The sequence below is a fragment of the Dactylosporangium sp. NPDC048998 genome, from assembly GCF_043197855.1.
Taxonomy (GTDB): domain Bacteria; phylum Actinomycetota; class Actinomycetes; order Mycobacteriales; family Micromonosporaceae; genus Dactylosporangium.
Genome location: NZ_JBICTV010000002.1, coordinates 263,615 through 280,497, shown reverse-complemented (window position 1 = coordinate 280,497; position 16,883 = coordinate 263,615). Strand labels below are relative to the sequence as shown.

The 16,883-nt window shown below is 71.0% G+C and carries 11 protein-coding genes; 4 read left to right on the top strand and 7 right to left on the bottom strand.

Annotation, left to right across the window (positions count from 1 at the left end):
* Positions 1 to 106: 106 nt before the first annotated feature.
* Together ACGFI8_RS05285 and ACGFI8_RS05280 are read left to right on the top strand one after the other, a co-directional pair.
* Positions 107 to 970 carry a formylglycine-generating enzyme family protein gene (locus ACGFI8_RS05285; RefSeq protein WP_392801203.1) on the top strand — a complete coding sequence of 288 codons (864 nt, stop codon included), beginning with the start codon at positions 107 to 109 and terminating at the stop codon, positions 968 to 970.
* Entirely contained in the window at positions 864 to 3,713 is a 2,850-nt protein-coding gene (locus ACGFI8_RS05280; protein WP_392800272.1) for a LuxR C-terminal-related transcriptional regulator, read from the top strand. Before ACGFI8_RS05285 ends, ACGFI8_RS05280 begins: the two co-directional genes overlap by 107 nt.
* 223 nt (positions 3,714 to 3,936) lie before the next feature.
* On the opposite strand, the gene ACGFI8_RS05275 is transcribed toward ACGFI8_RS05280, so the two are convergent.
* The 6 genes from ACGFI8_RS05275 to ACGFI8_RS05250 form a co-directional block, all read right to left on the bottom strand.
* A complete protein-coding gene (locus tag ACGFI8_RS05275) occupies positions 3,937 to 4,857 on the bottom strand; it encodes a hypothetical protein (protein WP_392800269.1) in 921 nt (306 codons plus the stop codon).
* A 393-nt stretch (positions 4,858 to 5,250) separates the two neighbouring features.
* Positions 5,251 to 5,925, bottom strand: a complete 675-nt coding sequence (locus ACGFI8_RS05270; protein ID WP_392800267.1) for a PP2C family protein-serine/threonine phosphatase — start codon at positions 5,923 to 5,925, stop codon at positions 5,251 to 5,253.
* 57 nt (positions 5,926 to 5,982) lie between these two features.
* Positions 5,983 to 8,763, bottom strand: a complete 2,781-nt coding sequence (locus ACGFI8_RS05265) for a LuxR C-terminal-related transcriptional regulator (RefSeq protein WP_392800264.1) — start codon at positions 8,761 to 8,763, stop codon at positions 5,983 to 5,985.
* Positions 8,764 to 9,557: 794 nt separating this feature from the next.
* The gene (locus ACGFI8_RS05260) at positions 9,558 to 10,049 is read right to left on the bottom strand and encodes a MarR family transcriptional regulator (RefSeq protein WP_392800262.1); all 492 of its coding nucleotides are present in this window, start codon (positions 10,047 to 10,049) and stop codon (positions 9,558 to 9,560) included.
* A 24-nt stretch (positions 10,050 to 10,073) separates the two neighbouring features.
* Complete coding sequence (locus tag ACGFI8_RS05255; RefSeq protein WP_392800260.1) at positions 10,074 to 11,204, bottom strand: PP2C family protein-serine/threonine phosphatase; 1,131 nt, start codon at positions 11,202 to 11,204, stop codon at positions 10,074 to 10,076.
* 146 nt (positions 11,205 to 11,350) lie between these two features.
* Positions 11,351 to 12,910, bottom strand: coding sequence for a dolichyl-phosphate-mannose--protein mannosyltransferase (locus tag ACGFI8_RS05250; RefSeq protein ID WP_392800257.1), 1,560 nt, complete (start codon positions 12,908 to 12,910; stop codon positions 11,351 to 11,353).
* On the opposite strand from ACGFI8_RS05250, the gene rsmI reads away from it, so the two are divergent.
* Both rsmI and metG read left to right on the top strand, forming a co-directional pair.
* Positions 12,910 to 13,776 carry a 16S rRNA (cytidine(1402)-2'-O)-methyltransferase gene (rsmI, locus tag ACGFI8_RS05245; RefSeq protein ID WP_392800255.1) on the top strand — a complete coding sequence of 289 codons (867 nt, stop codon included), beginning with the start codon at positions 12,910 to 12,912 and terminating at the stop codon, positions 13,774 to 13,776. The genes ACGFI8_RS05250 and rsmI overlap by 1 nt on opposite strands.
* A 147-nt stretch (positions 13,777 to 13,923) precedes the next feature.
* Entirely contained in the window at positions 13,924 to 15,687 is a 1,764-nt protein-coding gene (gene metG / locus ACGFI8_RS05240) for a methionine--tRNA ligase (protein ID WP_392800252.1), read from the top strand.
* A gap of 11 nt (positions 15,688 to 15,698) precedes the next feature.
* On the opposite strand, the gene ACGFI8_RS05235 is transcribed toward metG, so the two are convergent.
* Entirely contained in the window at positions 15,699 to 16,880 is a 1,182-nt protein-coding gene (locus ACGFI8_RS05235; RefSeq protein ID WP_392800250.1) for a hypothetical protein, read from the bottom strand.
* Between the last annotated feature and the right edge of the window lie 3 nt (positions 16,881 to 16,883).

The window sequence follows — 16,883 nt, the reverse complement described above, 5'->3', positions numbered from 1 at the left end:
GGTACACACGAATGGGTCTCGACACGGCGGCGCGGCGACCCCGGCCCTCACCCGGGGTGGGTGAGGACTAGTCACCCACGGTCGTCAGCACAATGCGCTCGTGGAGATGGCCTGGATCCCCGGTGGCACCTTCGCCATGGGTGCCGAGGGCTTCTATCCGGAAGAGGCGCCGGTTCGCAAGGTCGCGGTCGATGGATTCTGGATCGACTCGCACCCCGTGACGAACGCGGAGTTCGCCCTGTTCGTGCAGGAGACGGGGTATCAGACGGTGGCCGAGCGGCCCACCGATCAAGGGCCACCAGGCTCGATGGTATTCGTGCAGCCGCCGGGTCCGGTGCCGCTGCGCGACTGGCGGGTCTGGTGGGAACTGCGGCCCGGCGCGTCCTGGCGTCACCCGTTCGGGGAGGGCTCGGACATCCGCAAGCGCTCCGCCCACCCGGTCGTCCATGTCGCCTACGAGGACGCCCTCGCGTACGCGAGCTGGGCCGGCAAGGACCTGCCCACCGAGGCCGAGTGGGAGTTCGCCGCGCGCGGCGGGCTGGACGGGGCTCCGTACCCGTGGGGCGACGAGCCCGAACCCGGGCGCGCCAACATCTGGCAGGGAATCTTCCCCTGGCTGGACCGCAGCGACGACGGCCACGGGACGAGCCCGGTCGGCGCGTTCGCGGCCAACGCGTACGGCCTCTTCGACGTCGTCGGCAACGTGTGGGAGTGGACGTCGGACTACTACCGTTCCGGCAGCGCGCGGTTCGGTGAGGTCGAGGGTGAGATCCCGGAGAACCCCCGGGTAGACTCGCCCCCCGGCGCTATCGTGTTCGCCAGCCGTGTGGTGAAGGGTGGTTCATACCTGTGCTCCACGGGGTATGACCACCGGTTCCGGCCCGCGGCCCGGCAACCCGAGGCGATCGACAACGGTAGTTGTCACGTCGGCTTCCGATGTGTGCGGAGGCAAGCCCCAAAAGCTGGGTGATCACGCACTGTCATTTGTTCACCCCCTACGGGTGAGGCGACATCACCTTTTGTCGCCTCACAATCCCGTGGTCATCCGCCGTGCTGCGGTGGGTGGGAGGGGGCGAAATACGTTGGGGCAGAAAACGCTCGTTGACACCATCACCCGTCCCGCACTGCACTTCGCAGTGCCTGAGCCGCCCCGCTATCACGTGCCGCGACCGCGTCTGCTGGACGCTTTGGATCGCGCCGTGGCGGGGCCTTTGACATTGATCTCCGCTCCGGCGGGGTGGGGGAAGACCACCCTGCTGGCCGAGTGGGTGGCGGCAGGGCGGGCGCCCTGGCCGCTCGCGTGGTTGACGGTCGAGGCACACCACGGCCCACGTTTTTGGGAGCACGTGGTCGACGTGGTCACCCAGGCGACCGGGGAGCACCCGGCGGGGGAGGCCGGCGAGGGCCCGGGTGAGGCCCTGGAAGAGCTCGTCACCCTGCTGCGCCGGGCGGGCCCACCCGTGGTCCTGGTCCTGGACGACCTGCAGGAGCTTTCGGTACAGCGCGTATGGGGGGAACTCGAGACGCTGCTTTCCCAGGCGAGCGAACGCCTGCGTCTCGTCATCGCGTGCCGTACCGATCCGGCGCTCACGCTGTACCGATTCCGGATCCGCGGCGCGCTGAGCGAGCTGCGGACCGGGCCGCTGGGGTTCACGCTCGACGAGACCGCCCAGATGCTCAACGCGCACGGCGTACGGCTGGCCGAGTCGGCGCTCGTCGAGCTGCACGCGGTGATGAAGGGGTGGGCCGCCGGCCTGCGCCTGGCCGCGCTGGCGGTGCAGGGTCACCCGGAGCCGGACAGCCTCGTGCCCCGCTTCGCGCTGCAGGACCGGGCACTGGGGGAGTACCTGGTCGGCGAGGTCTTCGACACGCTGCCGGAGGACGTCCGCGAAGTCGTCCTGTGCACGTCGGTCCTCGACCAGGTCAGCTCGGAGCTCGTCGAGGCGCTCACCGGCCGCGTCGACGGCGCCCGCATCCTGGCCCAGCTCGAGCACTCGAATCTCTTCGTGGTGCAGGGCAGCAGCAACGCCGGCATGTTCCGGTGTCACCCGCTATTCGGCCTCATGCTGTACGACGAACTCCGACATCGCCGCCCGGAGCAGGTGCGCCAGTTGCACCGGCGGGCGGCGGACTGGTTCGCCGCGCACGACCAGCCGGCCGACGCGCTGCGCCACGCGCTCGCGGCACGCAACTGGAGCCAGGCCTCGGACCTGCTGGCCGCGAGCTGGCAGGAGCTGGTGCCGGGCGCCCGGATGCGCACCATCAAGGAGCTGGTGCCGCCGCCTCCGCAGGAGGTACGCAACGATCCGAAGCTGGCCCTGGCCTTCGCGGCCGAGCGGCTCGACGCCAGCGATCCACAGGGCACCGAGACATTCCTGCATCTCGTCGACCGTTCGCAACACACGCTGGTCGACTCGGCGCGGGCGGCGCTCCGCCCCATTGTGGACAGCTTTCGGATGGCTGAGGCTCATCAGAGCCAGAAGCCTGAGTTGGTACTCGCGACAGCCCCGCTCCTCCTGCGCGAGGACATCGGCCTCGACGACCAGGACGCCGCGCGCATGCGCGCGCTGGCGCTCGTGGCTGTCGGCGGCGCGCGGCTCATCCAGGGCGATCTCGGCGCGGCCGAGCACGCGCTGATGGAGTCGCTCAACCTGGCCCGCCGCTGCGGCGGGGTCCAGTCGCAGCTGGCCGCGCTGCGCCAGCTCGCCCAGCTCAACGCGACCCGGGGCCGGCTCACCGCCGCGATGCGGTACGGCAAGGAGACCCTCGCCCTGGCCGATCGCGAGGGCCAGACGCAGGGCAGCGACGTGGTGTGGGCGCAGCTGACCGTCGCCGAGGTCTGCTACCTGCAGGCCCGGGTCCGCGCGGCCGAGCACTACCTCGACCGCGCGCTCGACGGGGGCGGGCTGGCCGACCCGGCGCTGGTGGCGGTGGCGACCATGACGAGGGCGCACATCCGCGCCGCCGCCGGCGACGCGCGGGCCGCGTGCACCGAGCTGGCGGCCATTCGCCGGCAGCTCGCCGACTGGCGGTACACGCCGCGCATGCAGCACTGTGTCACCCTCGCCGAGGCGGAGCTCCGGTTGGCCGCCGGGGACGTGGAGGCGGCCAAGCGGCTGCTCACCATCGAACCGGTCGAGATGCTGGCGCCCTGGCTCGGCGTGGTGCGCGCCAAGGCCCACCTCGCGGAGCGCCGCCCGGCGGCGGCCCTCGGCGCGGTGCAGCCGTACCTGGAGCCCACGACCGGCTCGCTGGTGTGGACGGTCGACGCCAACCTCACCAGCGCCCGCGCCCTGCGCGCGCTGGGTGATCGCTCCAAGGCCGGCCGGGCGCTCGAACAGGCCCTGCGCTTCGCCGATGACGAGACGATCCGCTGGCCCTTCGTCGCCGGCGGCCAGCCGGTGCGCGAGCTGCTCGTCACGTACCTGCCGGCGGGCAGCGGCTACCGCGGCCTGGCGGAGGACATCGCCCAGGAGCTCAACGGCTTCGGCCGCCCGCCGGCGGCCGCCGGCGAGCTCGCCGAGCCGCTGACCGAGCGGGAGCTGGCGGTGCTGCGCTACCTGCAGGGCACCCTGTCGGCGGGCGAGATCGCCTCGATGCTCTACGTGTCGGTCAACACCGTGAAGACGCACATGAAGAACATCTACCGCAAGCTCGGCGTGGGCCGGCGGCGGGAGGTGATCGAGCGCGCCCGTGAGCTCAATCTGCTGTAACAGCCGCAAGCACTACTCAGGAGCGCGACCCGTACCGGGCCGCGCTCCTTTTTGTCTATGAGCCGGTAGCGGCAGTCGCTCGGCGGCCGTGGTGCGAGGGGCACGGGTCATGGCGGTCGCCGCAGACCAGGCACCAGGCGCAGAACAGGGCGCGAAGGCACGAGACAAAGCGAAGCGGCGGCGTCCTGCGAAGGACGCCGCCGCTTCTGGCGGGGCGGGTGGCTCAGCGGTTCACGTAGGGCCGCGCGCCGATCGCGGCCAGTTTCTCGCCCTCGCCGTCCACGGCGGCCCGGGCGATCGCCGCCTCGCTCGCGAGGACCATCGGCAGCGGGTCGATCAGCGGGTCCAGCGACTCCAGGGACGCGCGCTGGACCGGTACCCGTGACTCCTCCACCGGGTCGTCGAGCATGACCGGCACGGTCGCCTGGCCGATCGCGCGGACCCAGGCGGTGGGCGGGTCGCCGACGAGCTCCGCCTCGATCGTCTCCTCGGCCAGGGCGGCCTTGACGGGGGCGCCGACCGAGGCGGTGACGATGACGGTGTCCTGCATCAAGCGCTCGGCGTCGGCGGGCGCGGTGACGGGAACGTCGCGCTCGTCCGGGTCGACCAGGAGATCGATCATGATGATGTCGTTGAGCTCGGCGCTGTGGCGCACCACCGGGCGGCCCTTCTTGTGCCGGCCGCGGTACGCATCCGAGCGGCTGTTGCGGCGCAAGGCCAGCTTCGCCGTCGAGACCGGGCGGCGGGGCTCCTCGGGCTCGAGGTCCTCGGGGGCGATGACGCTACCCCGCGGGATCGTGAGGATGAACAGGATGATCACGTCCAGCGTGACCATCAGCAGCGACCACGCCGGGTAGGCCCGCAGCATGGCCAGCTGCGAGATCGCGTGCAGCGCCACGACGCTCACCGCGGCCAGCTTGGCGCTGGGCTTGCGGGCGCGCAGCGCGAGACCGGTGACCGCGAGCAGCACACCGAGCGTCACCGTGGCCGCAGCCCAGGTGCCGGCGCTGGTGAACGCCACGTCGTTACGGTCGAATCCGACCCCGCCGCTGGCGAAAGCCACCAGCAGACCCTGCGAGACGTTCAGCGTGCCCACCAGCGCGAGCATCGTCGTACCGAACGTCCGAAATTCCTTCACCCGCATCCGCCCGTCTTCTCCCTTGCATTAGCTGCGGAAATCCCCTGATTCAGCGGGAAATGCGTGAGGCCGTGCCGGTCCCCGGTCGAAAAACCGAAGACCGGCACGGCCTATATCCCCCGTTACTTGTTCCCCCCGGAACAGGCCCGACCCGTGGTGTCCGGTCCCGCCGCCCGCGGCACCGGACACCGGCGCAGACCCCTCCGCGCCGGTTGCGGGGTACCGGTTGATCCCTCCCGCGGACATGGGTGGATCCCCCGGCCTCCCCGGTTCCCGGACATCGGCGCCTGCCTCAGTCGGCAACGTGTCGTGCCTGGGAACATGATTCGAGCGCGCCGGGTGAATGAGGATCACCCTCGATGGGTGAACGGCCGGGTGGCGGACCGGCGGGCGGCGGCGCTACACGGGCTCGGCGGCCAGCAGGCAGGCGTCGTCGTCGGGGTTGCTGCGGTGGGCGAAGTCGAGCGCGGTGCGCAGCCGCTCGCCCGGCGCCGAGGTGCGCATGGCGAGCCGCACGTCGTCGACGAGGCTCTGCACGCCCTGGTCGATGGCGCGGTCGCGCTGCTCGACGACGCCATCGGTGTACATCAGCAGCAGGTCGCCGGCGTCGACCGTGACGCGGGCGGTGGCGTAGCGGGCGGCCGGGTCGACGCCGAGCGCCATGCCGGAGGGCTGGGCCAGCGCGCTCACCCCGGCGGCGGTGGCCCGCAGGATCGGCAGGTGCCCGGCGCGCGACCAGGTCAGCGAGTGGTCGGCGGGGCGGAACCGGCCGCAGACGGCGGTCGCCAGGGTGGTGATCGGGCGGCGGCACAGCATCCGGTTGAGCGCCGCGAGGATCGCACCGGGCTCGTCACCCGCCAGCGCCAGCCGGCTCATGGCCGCGCGCAGCTGCCGCATCGTCGCGGCGGCGGCCCGGCCGTGGCCCATCACGTCGCCGACCGCGAGCATCACGTCTCCGCCGGGTAGCGGAGTGGAAAGGTACCAGTCACCCCCGACGTTGGAGGCGTGGTCCGCAACGGCGTACCGCACACCCACCCGAACCCCGTTGACCTGCTCCCGCACCGCCATAGCCATGCCGCATATCGTGTCTCCACCAGGGCACCCTGCGGCTCGCCTACGTCGGGTGAGAGCCTAGATGAGGCTCAACTCCCTTCCCCGGCGCACCGCGTCACGCCGGCGGCTGACGCCCAGCTTGCGGTAGACGTGCCGGACGTGGGTCTTGACGGTGTTCGCCGAGACGCTGAGCACATTGGCGATCTCGGCGATCGAGAGCATGCTGCGCAGGTACTGCAGCACCAGCATCTCCCGCTCGGTCAGCGGGTCGGTGATCTGCTCCGCGGCCACGTCGAACGGGTCTGCCTGAGCCGCGACGGCGGGGGCCGCCGCCGGGGGCTCGTCCGGAGACTCACCCCCAGACTCACCTGGAGAATCACCCGGGGCCTCCGCCGGAGACTCCGCCGGGCGCTGCTCGACCTGCCGGTGTGCGTCGGGCGCGTACGTCACCTGCGGCGAGGGCTCGAGCAGCTCGGAGATCCACGCGCCGTGGCCGAGGAACGGGCCCCGGATGCCCTCGGGCGCGGCCAGGCGCAGCGCGTGCTCGATCTGCTCGGTGGCGCCGACGAAGTCGCCGAGCTGCCGGAGGGCCTGCGCCAGCAGTACCGCCGCCGAAACCACCGTCACGAGGGAGCCGGGCTGCCGGGCGAGGAGGCCCTCGAGCGTGCGCGCCGCCGCCTCGGGCCGCCCCTGGGCGATGCTCAGCCGAGCCCTCGCGAGGGCCACGTCGGTGGCGTCCGGCCACTGGCGGGCGACCTCGTCGAGCACGGCCCGGGCGTTGTCCAGGCGGCCCTCGGCCAGATAGAGGTTGGCGTGCAGTACTCGCGTGGCGACCTCGGCGGCCGGCGGCATGGTGCCGATCCCTCTGTCCAGCAGCGGCTCCAGCGCCTCCGCGGCGCCCGCCAGGTCCTCCTGGTCGTGCAGCAGCAGGGCGAGGCTGATCGAGCCGCTCACCCAGCCGTAGGGGTCGGGCGGTACCTCGGCGACGATGCTCTCGTCCAGGTGGTAGCGGGCCTCGTCGAGCTGGCCGCGCAACCGGCAGACCGTGGCCAGCACCAGCCGGGCGTAGCTGATGCTGCGCGACTCGCTGATGCCCGCGTCCCGGCTGCCGTCGAGCACCCGGCGCGCGCAGGCCGCGGCCGCCGACAGCCGCCCCCGGTGCAGGTGTACCAGCGCCTGCTCCCGGTTGGCCTGCACGACGAGCAGGTTGAAGCCGGACTTTCGGGCCAGCCCCGCGCCCTGCTCGAGCGCCGAATCGGCGCCGTCGATCTGGCCCGCGGCGATCTGCGACTCGGACAGCGCGAGGTAGCCGATCGCCCGGGCCGCGTCCGCCGCGTCGGCGTAGAGGTGCTCGCCGGCGGCCTCGTCGGTGCGCTGCAGCAGCCGCATCGCGGTGGCGCTGGAGCGCTCCGCGTCCTCGACCGTCACCGCCTCCGCGAGCCGCATCGCGGCCAGGATCTCGGCGTTGAGCGCCGTCGGTGACTCGCCCAGCGCGCGCTCACCCAGCCGGATGAACGCCGACATGCCGGCCGCGTCGCCGGTGTCGCGGCAGCAGATGGCCAGCGCGAAGGCGAGCAGCGGACGCTCGGCGATGTCCGCGGGAGGATGCGGGCCGGTCCGAGGCGCTATCGCGCACGGTCCCGACCCGCACAGTTCCGGCCAGTACTGCAGAAATAATCGCTCCGCGCTCACCCAGTCCGCGCCGAGCACCGCGTGCACGACGGCGTCGCCGGGCAGGCCGTTCGCGGCGTACCAGCCGGCCGCCGCCCGGTGCAGGCCGCGCTCCTCGGCCGCGAGCGTGGTGCGCACCTCGGCGCGCAGCACCGAGCGCAGCAGCCGGCGGTAGCGGTACCACGAGTGTGAGCCGCCGTAGAAGGTGGCCAGCGCGTTGGCCCGGCTGGCCTGGGCCAGCAGCCGGGCGCCGTTGCGGCTGCCGGTGAGGGCCTCGACCAGGCCGGGGCAGACGGTCTCGACGATCGACGTGCGCAGCATGACGTCGTAGACGTCCGGGTCGATGTGCGCGAGGACCTCCCGCTGCACGTACTCGGTCAGGCCGACCTGCTCGTTCAGCCCCGCCTCGCCGGCGATCAGGTCGTTGACGATCCGCTCCGGCTCGTGCCGGCCGACCATCGCCGACAGCGCCACCGCGACCGCCGCGGGCCAGCCCTCGGTCACGTGCCACAGGGCGTACCGGAAGTGCTGGGGCAGCCGCACGTCGAAGCGCTCGGCGAGCCCGGCGATCTCGGCCTGGGCGAAGGCGAGGTGGTCGGCGCGCAGCTCGGTGAGCTGGCCGCGCACGCGCCAGCGGTACAGCGACAGCGGCGGCTCGTTGCGGGCCAGCAGCAGGAAGCTGATCCGCTCGCCGAGGCGGGTCATCAGGCGCTCCAGCCGGCGCAGCACCGTGCGGTTGGTGACGTTGTGCAGGTCGTCGAGGACCACCACGGCGCGCTCGTGCAGGCGGCCGTTGCTCCACGCGTAGGTGGCCGGGTCCAGCGCGATGCCCGCCGCGGTGAGCGCGCCGGCGAGCTGCCGCCAGGCGGCCGATCCGCAGTTGGGCTCGAACCGCACGTAGGCGGTGCGCCCGGGCGCCCGTCCGGCGCGCAGCCATGACGTGGCGAGCACGGTCTTGCCCCAGCCGGTGGGTGCGCAGATGAGGGTGACCGGGTGCTCCACCGCCGCGTCCAGGTGATCGAGCAGCCGCCCCCGCTCCAGGTGTACTCCGGGCAGTGCGGGAACCCCGTCATCGTGCTCCGCCACGGCCGGCACCGGCCGCACCTCCAGGGGCCGGACCGTCGCGGCCCAGCCGGACGAGCCGAGGAACCGCTCGGCGACGTCGTTGTGCGCCAATCTGTCAAGCATGGTTTCGCCGTGGTGGCTCGTATGCACCGTCACTCCCGAAGCCGCGGGTTTACGACGTGCCCGTCTGGCACCTTTCCCGTGCGTGATTGGCCGTGTACCGACGTCGAACACCATAGAACTCGAACCGCGATTCGTGGAGGGCTTCATTCAGAATTGTCGATCCAGGTAGACGTGGACGACCCCCCATTTTCAGTGATCGAGGCTTGCATAGTTCGATAAACGTCAATTGATTGCAAGCGTGCAGCCAACGCCGAGTACGCATGCCGAGGGTCAAAAGGGGATCTTTGTCCAGTTTTGCTGTCGGTGTGACTTGTGACCGAGTGGCCCTTCGCTACGGAGCGTAATGATGGCAACGGTACGCACCACTGGTGCACCGGCCGCCACGCCCGTGGACACGCCCATCGGGTCCCCCGGCCGGTAGGCAACCACCCCCACTACAGATGGAGTCGGCGTGTCTCGCCCAATTTTACTCAGATCCACTTGGATCATTACTTACACAACGCCGAATTGGCCCCGTGCACTCCCTGGAATTACAAGGCTGTCATCAGTGAAACTCCTCATAGGTCAATGGTCGTCTACTCAAACGCGTGCCAATCTGCAAATTGCAAATACGAATAACGCTTATATACCCGCAAATCGGTCAGCCAGACAGTGCGGTGACGGCCTCTCGATGATCGCGATTCGAGCGCGCGGCGGCCGCCGACGGTCTTGGTGACCGTCGTGCGGCGCGGGTGACGTCGAGGGGTGTGGATGACCGTCGAGGGGCGGCGGGCGGTCGACGGGGCCGGGCGGTGTCAGCTCGCCTGGGCCGCCGAGCCGCCCTCGGCGAGCGGGACCCCGGAAGCGCGCGCGAACGACGAAAGGCCCTGCAGCAGCGCCGCGCGGTCGTCGGGCGCCATCCGCCGTATCACCGCGGCGATGGTCTCCTGCCGCTGCCGGCCCAGGCCGTCGAGCAGCCGGCGGGCCGTGGGCGTCAGCACGAGCCACACCTCGCGGCGGTCGCGCTCGTCGTTGGTGCGCCGCAGCAGGTCCGCGGCCTCCAGCCGGTCGCACAGCCGGCTCGCCGAGGACGGCGCGGTGTGCAGGGCGACGGCGAGCTGGGTCAGGTTGACCGAACCGGCCTGGTCGACGACGCCGAGCACCCGCAGCTGTGCCGCGGAGACGCCCGAGTTGTCGTTGGCCGCGCTCGTGGCGAGGACGAGCGCCTGGCCGGCGGCGTCGACCAGCGCCGCTGCGGCGGCCGTGTCATCGTGGCCAAGCGGGTGCGGTGAGGGTCTGGTCCGCACGTTGTCCTCCGTGTCTCGCGGGGGTCACGGGTCGGCTCGGGGCGACCAGTCCAGGCAGATGATCAGGGCGTCGTCCGCAAGCTCGGCGCCCGCGTGGTAGTCACGAAGGCTCCGCATGACGCTGCTGATCGCCTCGGCCGGTGGCTGCAACCGGGTCGATCGTATGGCACGGCTCAACTCGCGCTCACCGAACGTCGCCTCGTTCGGCCGTACGGCGGAGTGCACCCCATCGCTGACGACAAAGAGCCGATCACCCGGTTGTAGCCGGGTGGTCTCCTCGACATACCGGGTGTCGCCGAACATGCCCAGCGGCAGCTGCGGATCCAGGGGTGTGTCCTGCACCTGGCCGCCTCGCACCAGCAGCATCCGGGGCGAGCCGGCGTCGATCATCCGCAGCTCGCCGGTCCCCGTGTTGAGCGAGAGCAGCAGGGTCGCGACGTGCCGCGCCCCGCCGTACTGGGAGAAGATCGCGTCGGCCGCGAGCACGGCCTGGTCGGCGAGGTCGCCGGGGCTGCTCTGCCCGGCGGGGATCGAGCGGCGGGCGTTGCGCATGGCATTGACCGCGAGCGCGGTCAGCAGCGCCGCGTCGAGGCCGGTGCCCATGCCGTTGAGGGCCGTCACGGTGAGCCAGTCGCCGTTGACGGCCCAGTCGAAGTGGTCGCCGCAGACCGCGTACGCCGGCTCCAGCTGGCCGGCGAACCGCAGGCCCGGCTGGTCGTAGCCGCGGGCCGGCAGCAGGTCCCACTGCATCTCCGCGGCCATGGTCAGCCGGCCCGCGCGGCGCCGGTCCAGGTGATACCGGTCGGTGCGCCGGTACGCGGCCGCGAGCGCCACGGCGAAGGTCTCGGCGAGCTCCTCCAGCAGTGGCCGCTCGGTCGGCACCCGCTCGGCGTCGAGCCCGACGCTGAGCACGCCGACCCGCTCGCCCCACACGGTCACCGGCAGGTGCAGCCGCGCGCCGGACTTCCCGTCGCGGGTCTCCAGCACCGGCGTCTGGCTGGCGAACGCCCGCGTCGCCGGCGCCAGCTGCTCGCCGACGGCGTCGCCGGACTCGACCCCGCACGGCGACAGGGTCGTGGTGCGATAGTCGGCCAGCCAGACTGTGCTGCTCTTCACCCCGTGGGCCGCGCTGAGGTACGCGTCGAGCGTCTCCACCAGCCGATCCGGTGCAGCGGTGCGTAGAGCCTTTTCGATGGAGCCAAAGCCGGACATCTGAGCCTTTCGCCAGCCTTTGCTTGCCGTGCGGCAAATAATATAAGGCAGGGTTTCCGGCTCTTCAGATACCCACTACCGCGGCGGGACTACACCCATCGAGACCCGAGCCACATCCTGGAGAACCACTCCGTGTATGAGATGTCCATTCCCGCGTAGATCGGGTAGAAATAGGCGAAACAGGCGGCGACGAGCAGCACGTACGCCCCGGCGATGATCGAGCCGATCATCCGGTGGTCGCTCGCCGGATTCAGGCGCCGCGGCGGCCCGATGATCGCGCCGAGCACGTAGACCACGGCCAGGACCAGGAACGGCTCGGCCGGCAGGCAGTAGAAGTAGAACATCGTGCGGTGCTCGGGCATCTCGTTGAACCACGGCAGGATGCCGGTCAGCGCGCCGGCCATGATCAGCCAGGCGCGGCCGTCCCGGCGGGCGATCGCGAGCCAGCCGAGCGCCACGAGCGCCGGCAGGAACGACCACCACAGCAGTGGCGTGCCGAGCAGGAGGATCTCCGAGGCGCAGCTGGCGGCGCCGCACGGCCCGGCCTGGTCCCAGTAGAACGCCACCGGGCGGCCCAGCAGCAGCCACTGCCAGGGCCACGACTGGTACTGGTGCTTCGTGATCAGCGTGGTGTGGAAGTTGTACGCCTCCACGTGGTAGTGCCACAGGTTCACCAGCGGGTCGATGAGCCGGTCGTGCGGCAGGCCGTTGGTCTCGGCGTACCAGTGCCGGAAGTAGCCGTGGTCCGACAGGAACCAGCCCCACCAGCAGTTGACGTAGACGAATGCGGCGATGGCGATCGTGGCCAGGAACCAGCCGGCGCCGTCGCTCCAGATCCCCTCGGCGACCCAGTGCTTGAACCCGGCGGTGCGGCGGGCGCTCATGTCGAACAGCACCATCGCGACGGCGAAGATCAGCACGTAGTAGATGCCGCTCCACTTCACGCCGCAGGCGAGGCCGAGCGAGACCGCGCACAGCAGGCGGTACCACCGGAAGCCGAGCTTCACCCGCGCGCCCGGCTTCTCCGGGTCGAAGCCGTCCTCCAGCAGTCTCAGCAGCCGGGCCCGGCGCTGCTCGCGGTCGAGCACCAGGAAGAAGAACGCCACCACGATCCAGAACATCAGGAAGATGTCCAGCAGGGCCACGCGCGAGAGCACGAAGTGCATGCCGTCCAGCGACATCAGCAGCCCGGCCGTGCCGGCCAGGATCGGGGACCGGAACAAGCGGTACGCGGCGATGATGATCAGCAGGATCGAGATGGCGCCGACCGTGACGGCCGAGATCCGCCAGCCGAAGGAGTTGTACCCGAAGAGCTGCTCGCCGACCCCGATCATCCACTTGCCCAGCGGCGGGTGGACCACGTACTGCGGCGTGTTGTCCTCGGGGTTCCACTCGACGCCGTGCTGCAGCAGGTCCTGCGCCTCGTTGGCGTAGTAGACCTCGTCGAAGATCACTTCTTTCGGGTGCGCGAGGTTGACCATGCGCACGAGCAGCCCGATACCGGTGATCAATGCGGCGACGAGCCAGAAGTTGAGGCCCCCGCGCGGCGGCGGGGCGAGCCGGCGGCGGACGATGTCGGACACCACGCGCACCGGCGCGACGGCCGGGCTCTCCGGCTCGCTTGCTTGGGTCAGCACACCCGAGGTCATTGGGCGATCGTAGGGTGCGGGATGCCACCATCGCACATGTGCCATTGATTCTGCTCGGAGCGCCGCTGGGAAATCCCGAGGATGCGTCGCCGCGCCTGCGTGAAACACTCGCGACGGCCGACGTGATCGCCGCTGAGGACACCCGCCGGCTGGGCCGCCTCGCCCAGTACCTGGGCGTGGAGATCACCGGCCGGGTGGTGAGCTACTTCGAGGGTAACGAGGAACGGCGCACCCCCGAACTGGCCGACCTGCTGGCCCAGGGCCAGACCGTCGCCGTGGTCACCGACGGCGGCATGCCGAGCGTCTCCGACCCCGGCTTCCGCCTGGTCCGCGCGGCGATCGCCCGCGGCGTGCCGGTGACCGCGGCCCCCGGCCCGAGCGCGGTGGTCACCGCGCTGGCGGTCTCCGGCCTGCCCTGCGACCGGTTCTGCTTCGAGGGCTTCCCGCCGCGCAGGCCGGGGGAGCGCCGCGCCTACCTCGCCTCGCTCGCCGACGAGCCGCGCACGCTCGTCTTCTTCGAGTCGCCGCACCGCATCGCCGACACGCTGCAGGACATGGCCCTGGCCCTCGGCGAGGACCGCCCGGCCGCGCTGTGCCGCGAGCTCACGAAGACGTACGAGGAGATCCGCCGCGGCACGCTGGCCTCGCTGGCCGCCGACGCCGAGACGGCCCGCGGCGAGATCACGCTGGTGGTGGCGGGCGCGCCGCCGGTCACCGCCGAGCGCCCGTCCGACGCGGTGCTGGCCGCGGAGGTGGCCGCCCTGGTCGCCGCCGGCGCGGACCGCAAGCAGGCGACGCTGGAGGTGGCCAAGCGCCACGCCCTGGCCAAGCGGGAGGTCTACGCGGCCGTGATCGCCCACAAGTAGCGGCTTCTTGTGTCCCGGCCGAACTGGCTGTTCACTCACATTTTTTATTGGACAACGGGCAATCGCGCACGTTTCGGACGTCGATCGCGTGTCGGGAGAAACCATCCTGTTCGCGAACAGCGGAGCGGGTCACTACGCTTGCAGCTCATGAGTCGTGTTCTCGCCGCGGTCGCCTGGCCCTATGCCAATGGGCCGCGCCACATCGGTCACGTGTCCGGATTCGGGGTGCCTTCCGACGTCTTCAGCCGCTACATGCGGATGGCCGGGCACGACGTGCTGATGGTGTCGGGCACCGACGAGCATGGCACGCCGATCCAGGTTCAGGCCGACGCCGAGGGCGTGACCCCGCGCGAGCTGGTCGACCGGTACAACCGGGTCATCGTCGAAGACCTGCACGGCCTCGGACTGTCGTACGACCTCTTCACCCGCACCACGACCGGCAACCACTACCAGATCGTGCAGGAGCTGTTCCAGGGCCTGTACGACAACGGGTACATCATCGCCAAGACCACGCTCGGCGCGATCTCGCCGTCGACCGGGCGCACGCTGCCCGACCGCTACATCGAGGGCACCTGCCCGATCTGCGGCTACGACAGCGCCCGCGGCGACCAGTGCGACAACTGCGGCAACCAGCTCGACCCCGACCAGCTGATCAATCCGCGGTCGAAGATCAACGGCGAGACGCCGGAGTTCGTGGAGACCGAGCACTTCTTCCTCGACCTGCCCGCCTTCGCCGACCAGCTCAACGCCTGGCTCGACACCCGCGAGGGCTGGCGCCCCAACGTGCTCAAGTTCTCCCGAAACCTGATCGACGACCTGCAGCCCCGGGCGATCACCCGGGACCTCGAGTGGGGCGTGCCGATCCCGCTGGAGGCCTGGAAGGACCGCGACGACAAGCGGATCTACGTGTGGTTCGACGCGGTCATCGGCTACCTGTCGGCCTCGATCGAGTGGGCCCGCCGCTCCGGCGACCCCGAGGCCTGGCGCAAGTGGTGGCAGGACCCGGAGGCCCAGGGGTACTACTTCATGGGCAAGGACAACATCGTCTTCCACTCGGTCATCTGGCCGTCGATCCTGCTCGGCTACTCGGGGCCGAAGCCGCAGTCGCTGGGCGCGCTCAACCTGCCCACCGAGGTGGTCTCGTCGGAGTACCTCACGATGGAGGGCCGGAAGTTCTCCTCGTCCCGCCGGGTCGTCATCTACGTGCGCGACTTCCTGGAGCGCTACGACGCCGACGCCCTGCGGTATTTCATCGCCGTGGCCGGCCCCGAGTCCAACGACACCGACTTCACCTGGGCGGAGTTCCGCCGGCGCAACAACGACGAGCTCGTGGCCGGCTGGGGCAACCTGGTCAACCGCTCGATCTCGATGGCCGCCAAGAACTTCGGCGAGATCCCCGCGGCCGGCGAGCTGACCGCCGAGGACACCGCGCTGCTGGCGAGCGTGCGGTCCGGCTTCGACACGGTCGGCCAGCTGCTGGCCAAGCACCGCCAGAAGGCCGCCATCATCGAGGCGATGCGCGTCGTCGGCGAGGTCAACAAGTACTTCTCCGACCAGGCACCGTGGAAACTCAAGGACGACAAGGCCCGCATGGGCACGGTCCTGCACGTGGCCCTGCAGGCCGTGAAGGACTGCAACACGCTGCTGACGCCGTTCCTGCCCCACGCCGCGCAGCGCATCCACGAGCTGCTGGGCGGCACCGGCGTGCACGCCCCGATGCCCGAAATCCGCGAGGTCGAGGACCTGGACAACGGCAGGACATACCCGGTCCTGATGGGCGACTACACGCAGGGCGCCAAGTGGGAACACATCCCGATCGCCCCCGGCACCGAGCTGGCCCCGCCAACCCCGGTCTTCCGCAAACTCGACGAGTCCATCATCGAGGAGGAGCTGGCCCGCCTCCAGGCCTAGCTCGAAGCCGACTACAACTGGTACCAGTGATCGCTCTCATGGGCGTCGGCCACCTCACTGGCCGGCGCCCAAGCCTCGTACAGTCCTCGCTCGACGCAATGTGCCCCGAGACGCGCGACCTGGTCGCCGTCCGGCCGGGACAACCGTAGCCGCAGCCAGTCGCCCTCCTGGCGGATGACCGTGCAGCGCGCGTCGCGCCAGGTTGCTTGAGGTACGCGGCGGGCCAGGGTTTCCAGCGGGTACCGCGCGGCCCTTGTCTTCGCCGCCACGCGGAACTCGCCCGGCGGGTCGACGATCGCCTCGAACAGGTTGTCGCGGTAGGTGCCGACGTACCGGGTCATCGGCGGGTCGACCGGGAAATACTCCTGGTCGGACTGGTCCGGGAGCAGGTGGCGCCACTGCGGCCCGTGCATGCGGCTCCACGCGCGCTGCTCCGGCAGGTATGTGTACAGCGTCACCTCGGTGCCGTCGCCCGTGTACGCCACCAGCGAGGTGTTCGCCGGCACCGGCAGTTCGGCCAGGTCGGCGGTGACGAACTCGGGGACGATGTGCCGGCCGCTGGGCGCGAAGCCGGTGCCGATCACCGGCGGGCCGAGGCGGTCGTGCGGTGGCATCGTGACGAGCCCGGCGTAGCTGTCGGCGAGCGGCACGTCGTAGTCGTGGGCGTCCACGGCACGCCAGCGCACCGCGAAGACGACGTCGCCGGTGGACTCGCCGGACAGGATCGCGAGGTCATCCGGGGTGCGCAGGTGGGCGACGTCGAAGGCGCGGTAGCAGAAGCCGCTGATCGGCCAGCCCTTGAGGTACCCCTGCAGCTGCCGGCCGGAGAGGAACTTGATCATGCGGGTGCCCCGGCGCACGACGGCGGTGCGGCGGATCGGGGCCAGTGCGGCGGCGGCCGACGGGGTCTGGCTCAGCCGGTGGACGCTCGCCCAGTCCAGCGCGCGGGTGACCGGCATCAGCAGCGGCTCGTCCTCCAGCCCGTCGAGGGCCGAGGCGACCTCCGTGGCGTGGACGAAGCGGCGGTACGGCCAGCGGGCGCCCGGCCGGGGGTTGGGCAGGAAACCGGGGGCCCCGTGCGTGGCATACACCTCGTAGGCCGCGCCCTGCGCGATCTCCTCGGCCGGGTAGGTGACCCCGTCGATCGTCACGCTGTGGGTCGCGGACCCCTCCGCGTGTCCGACTACTGTCACTTC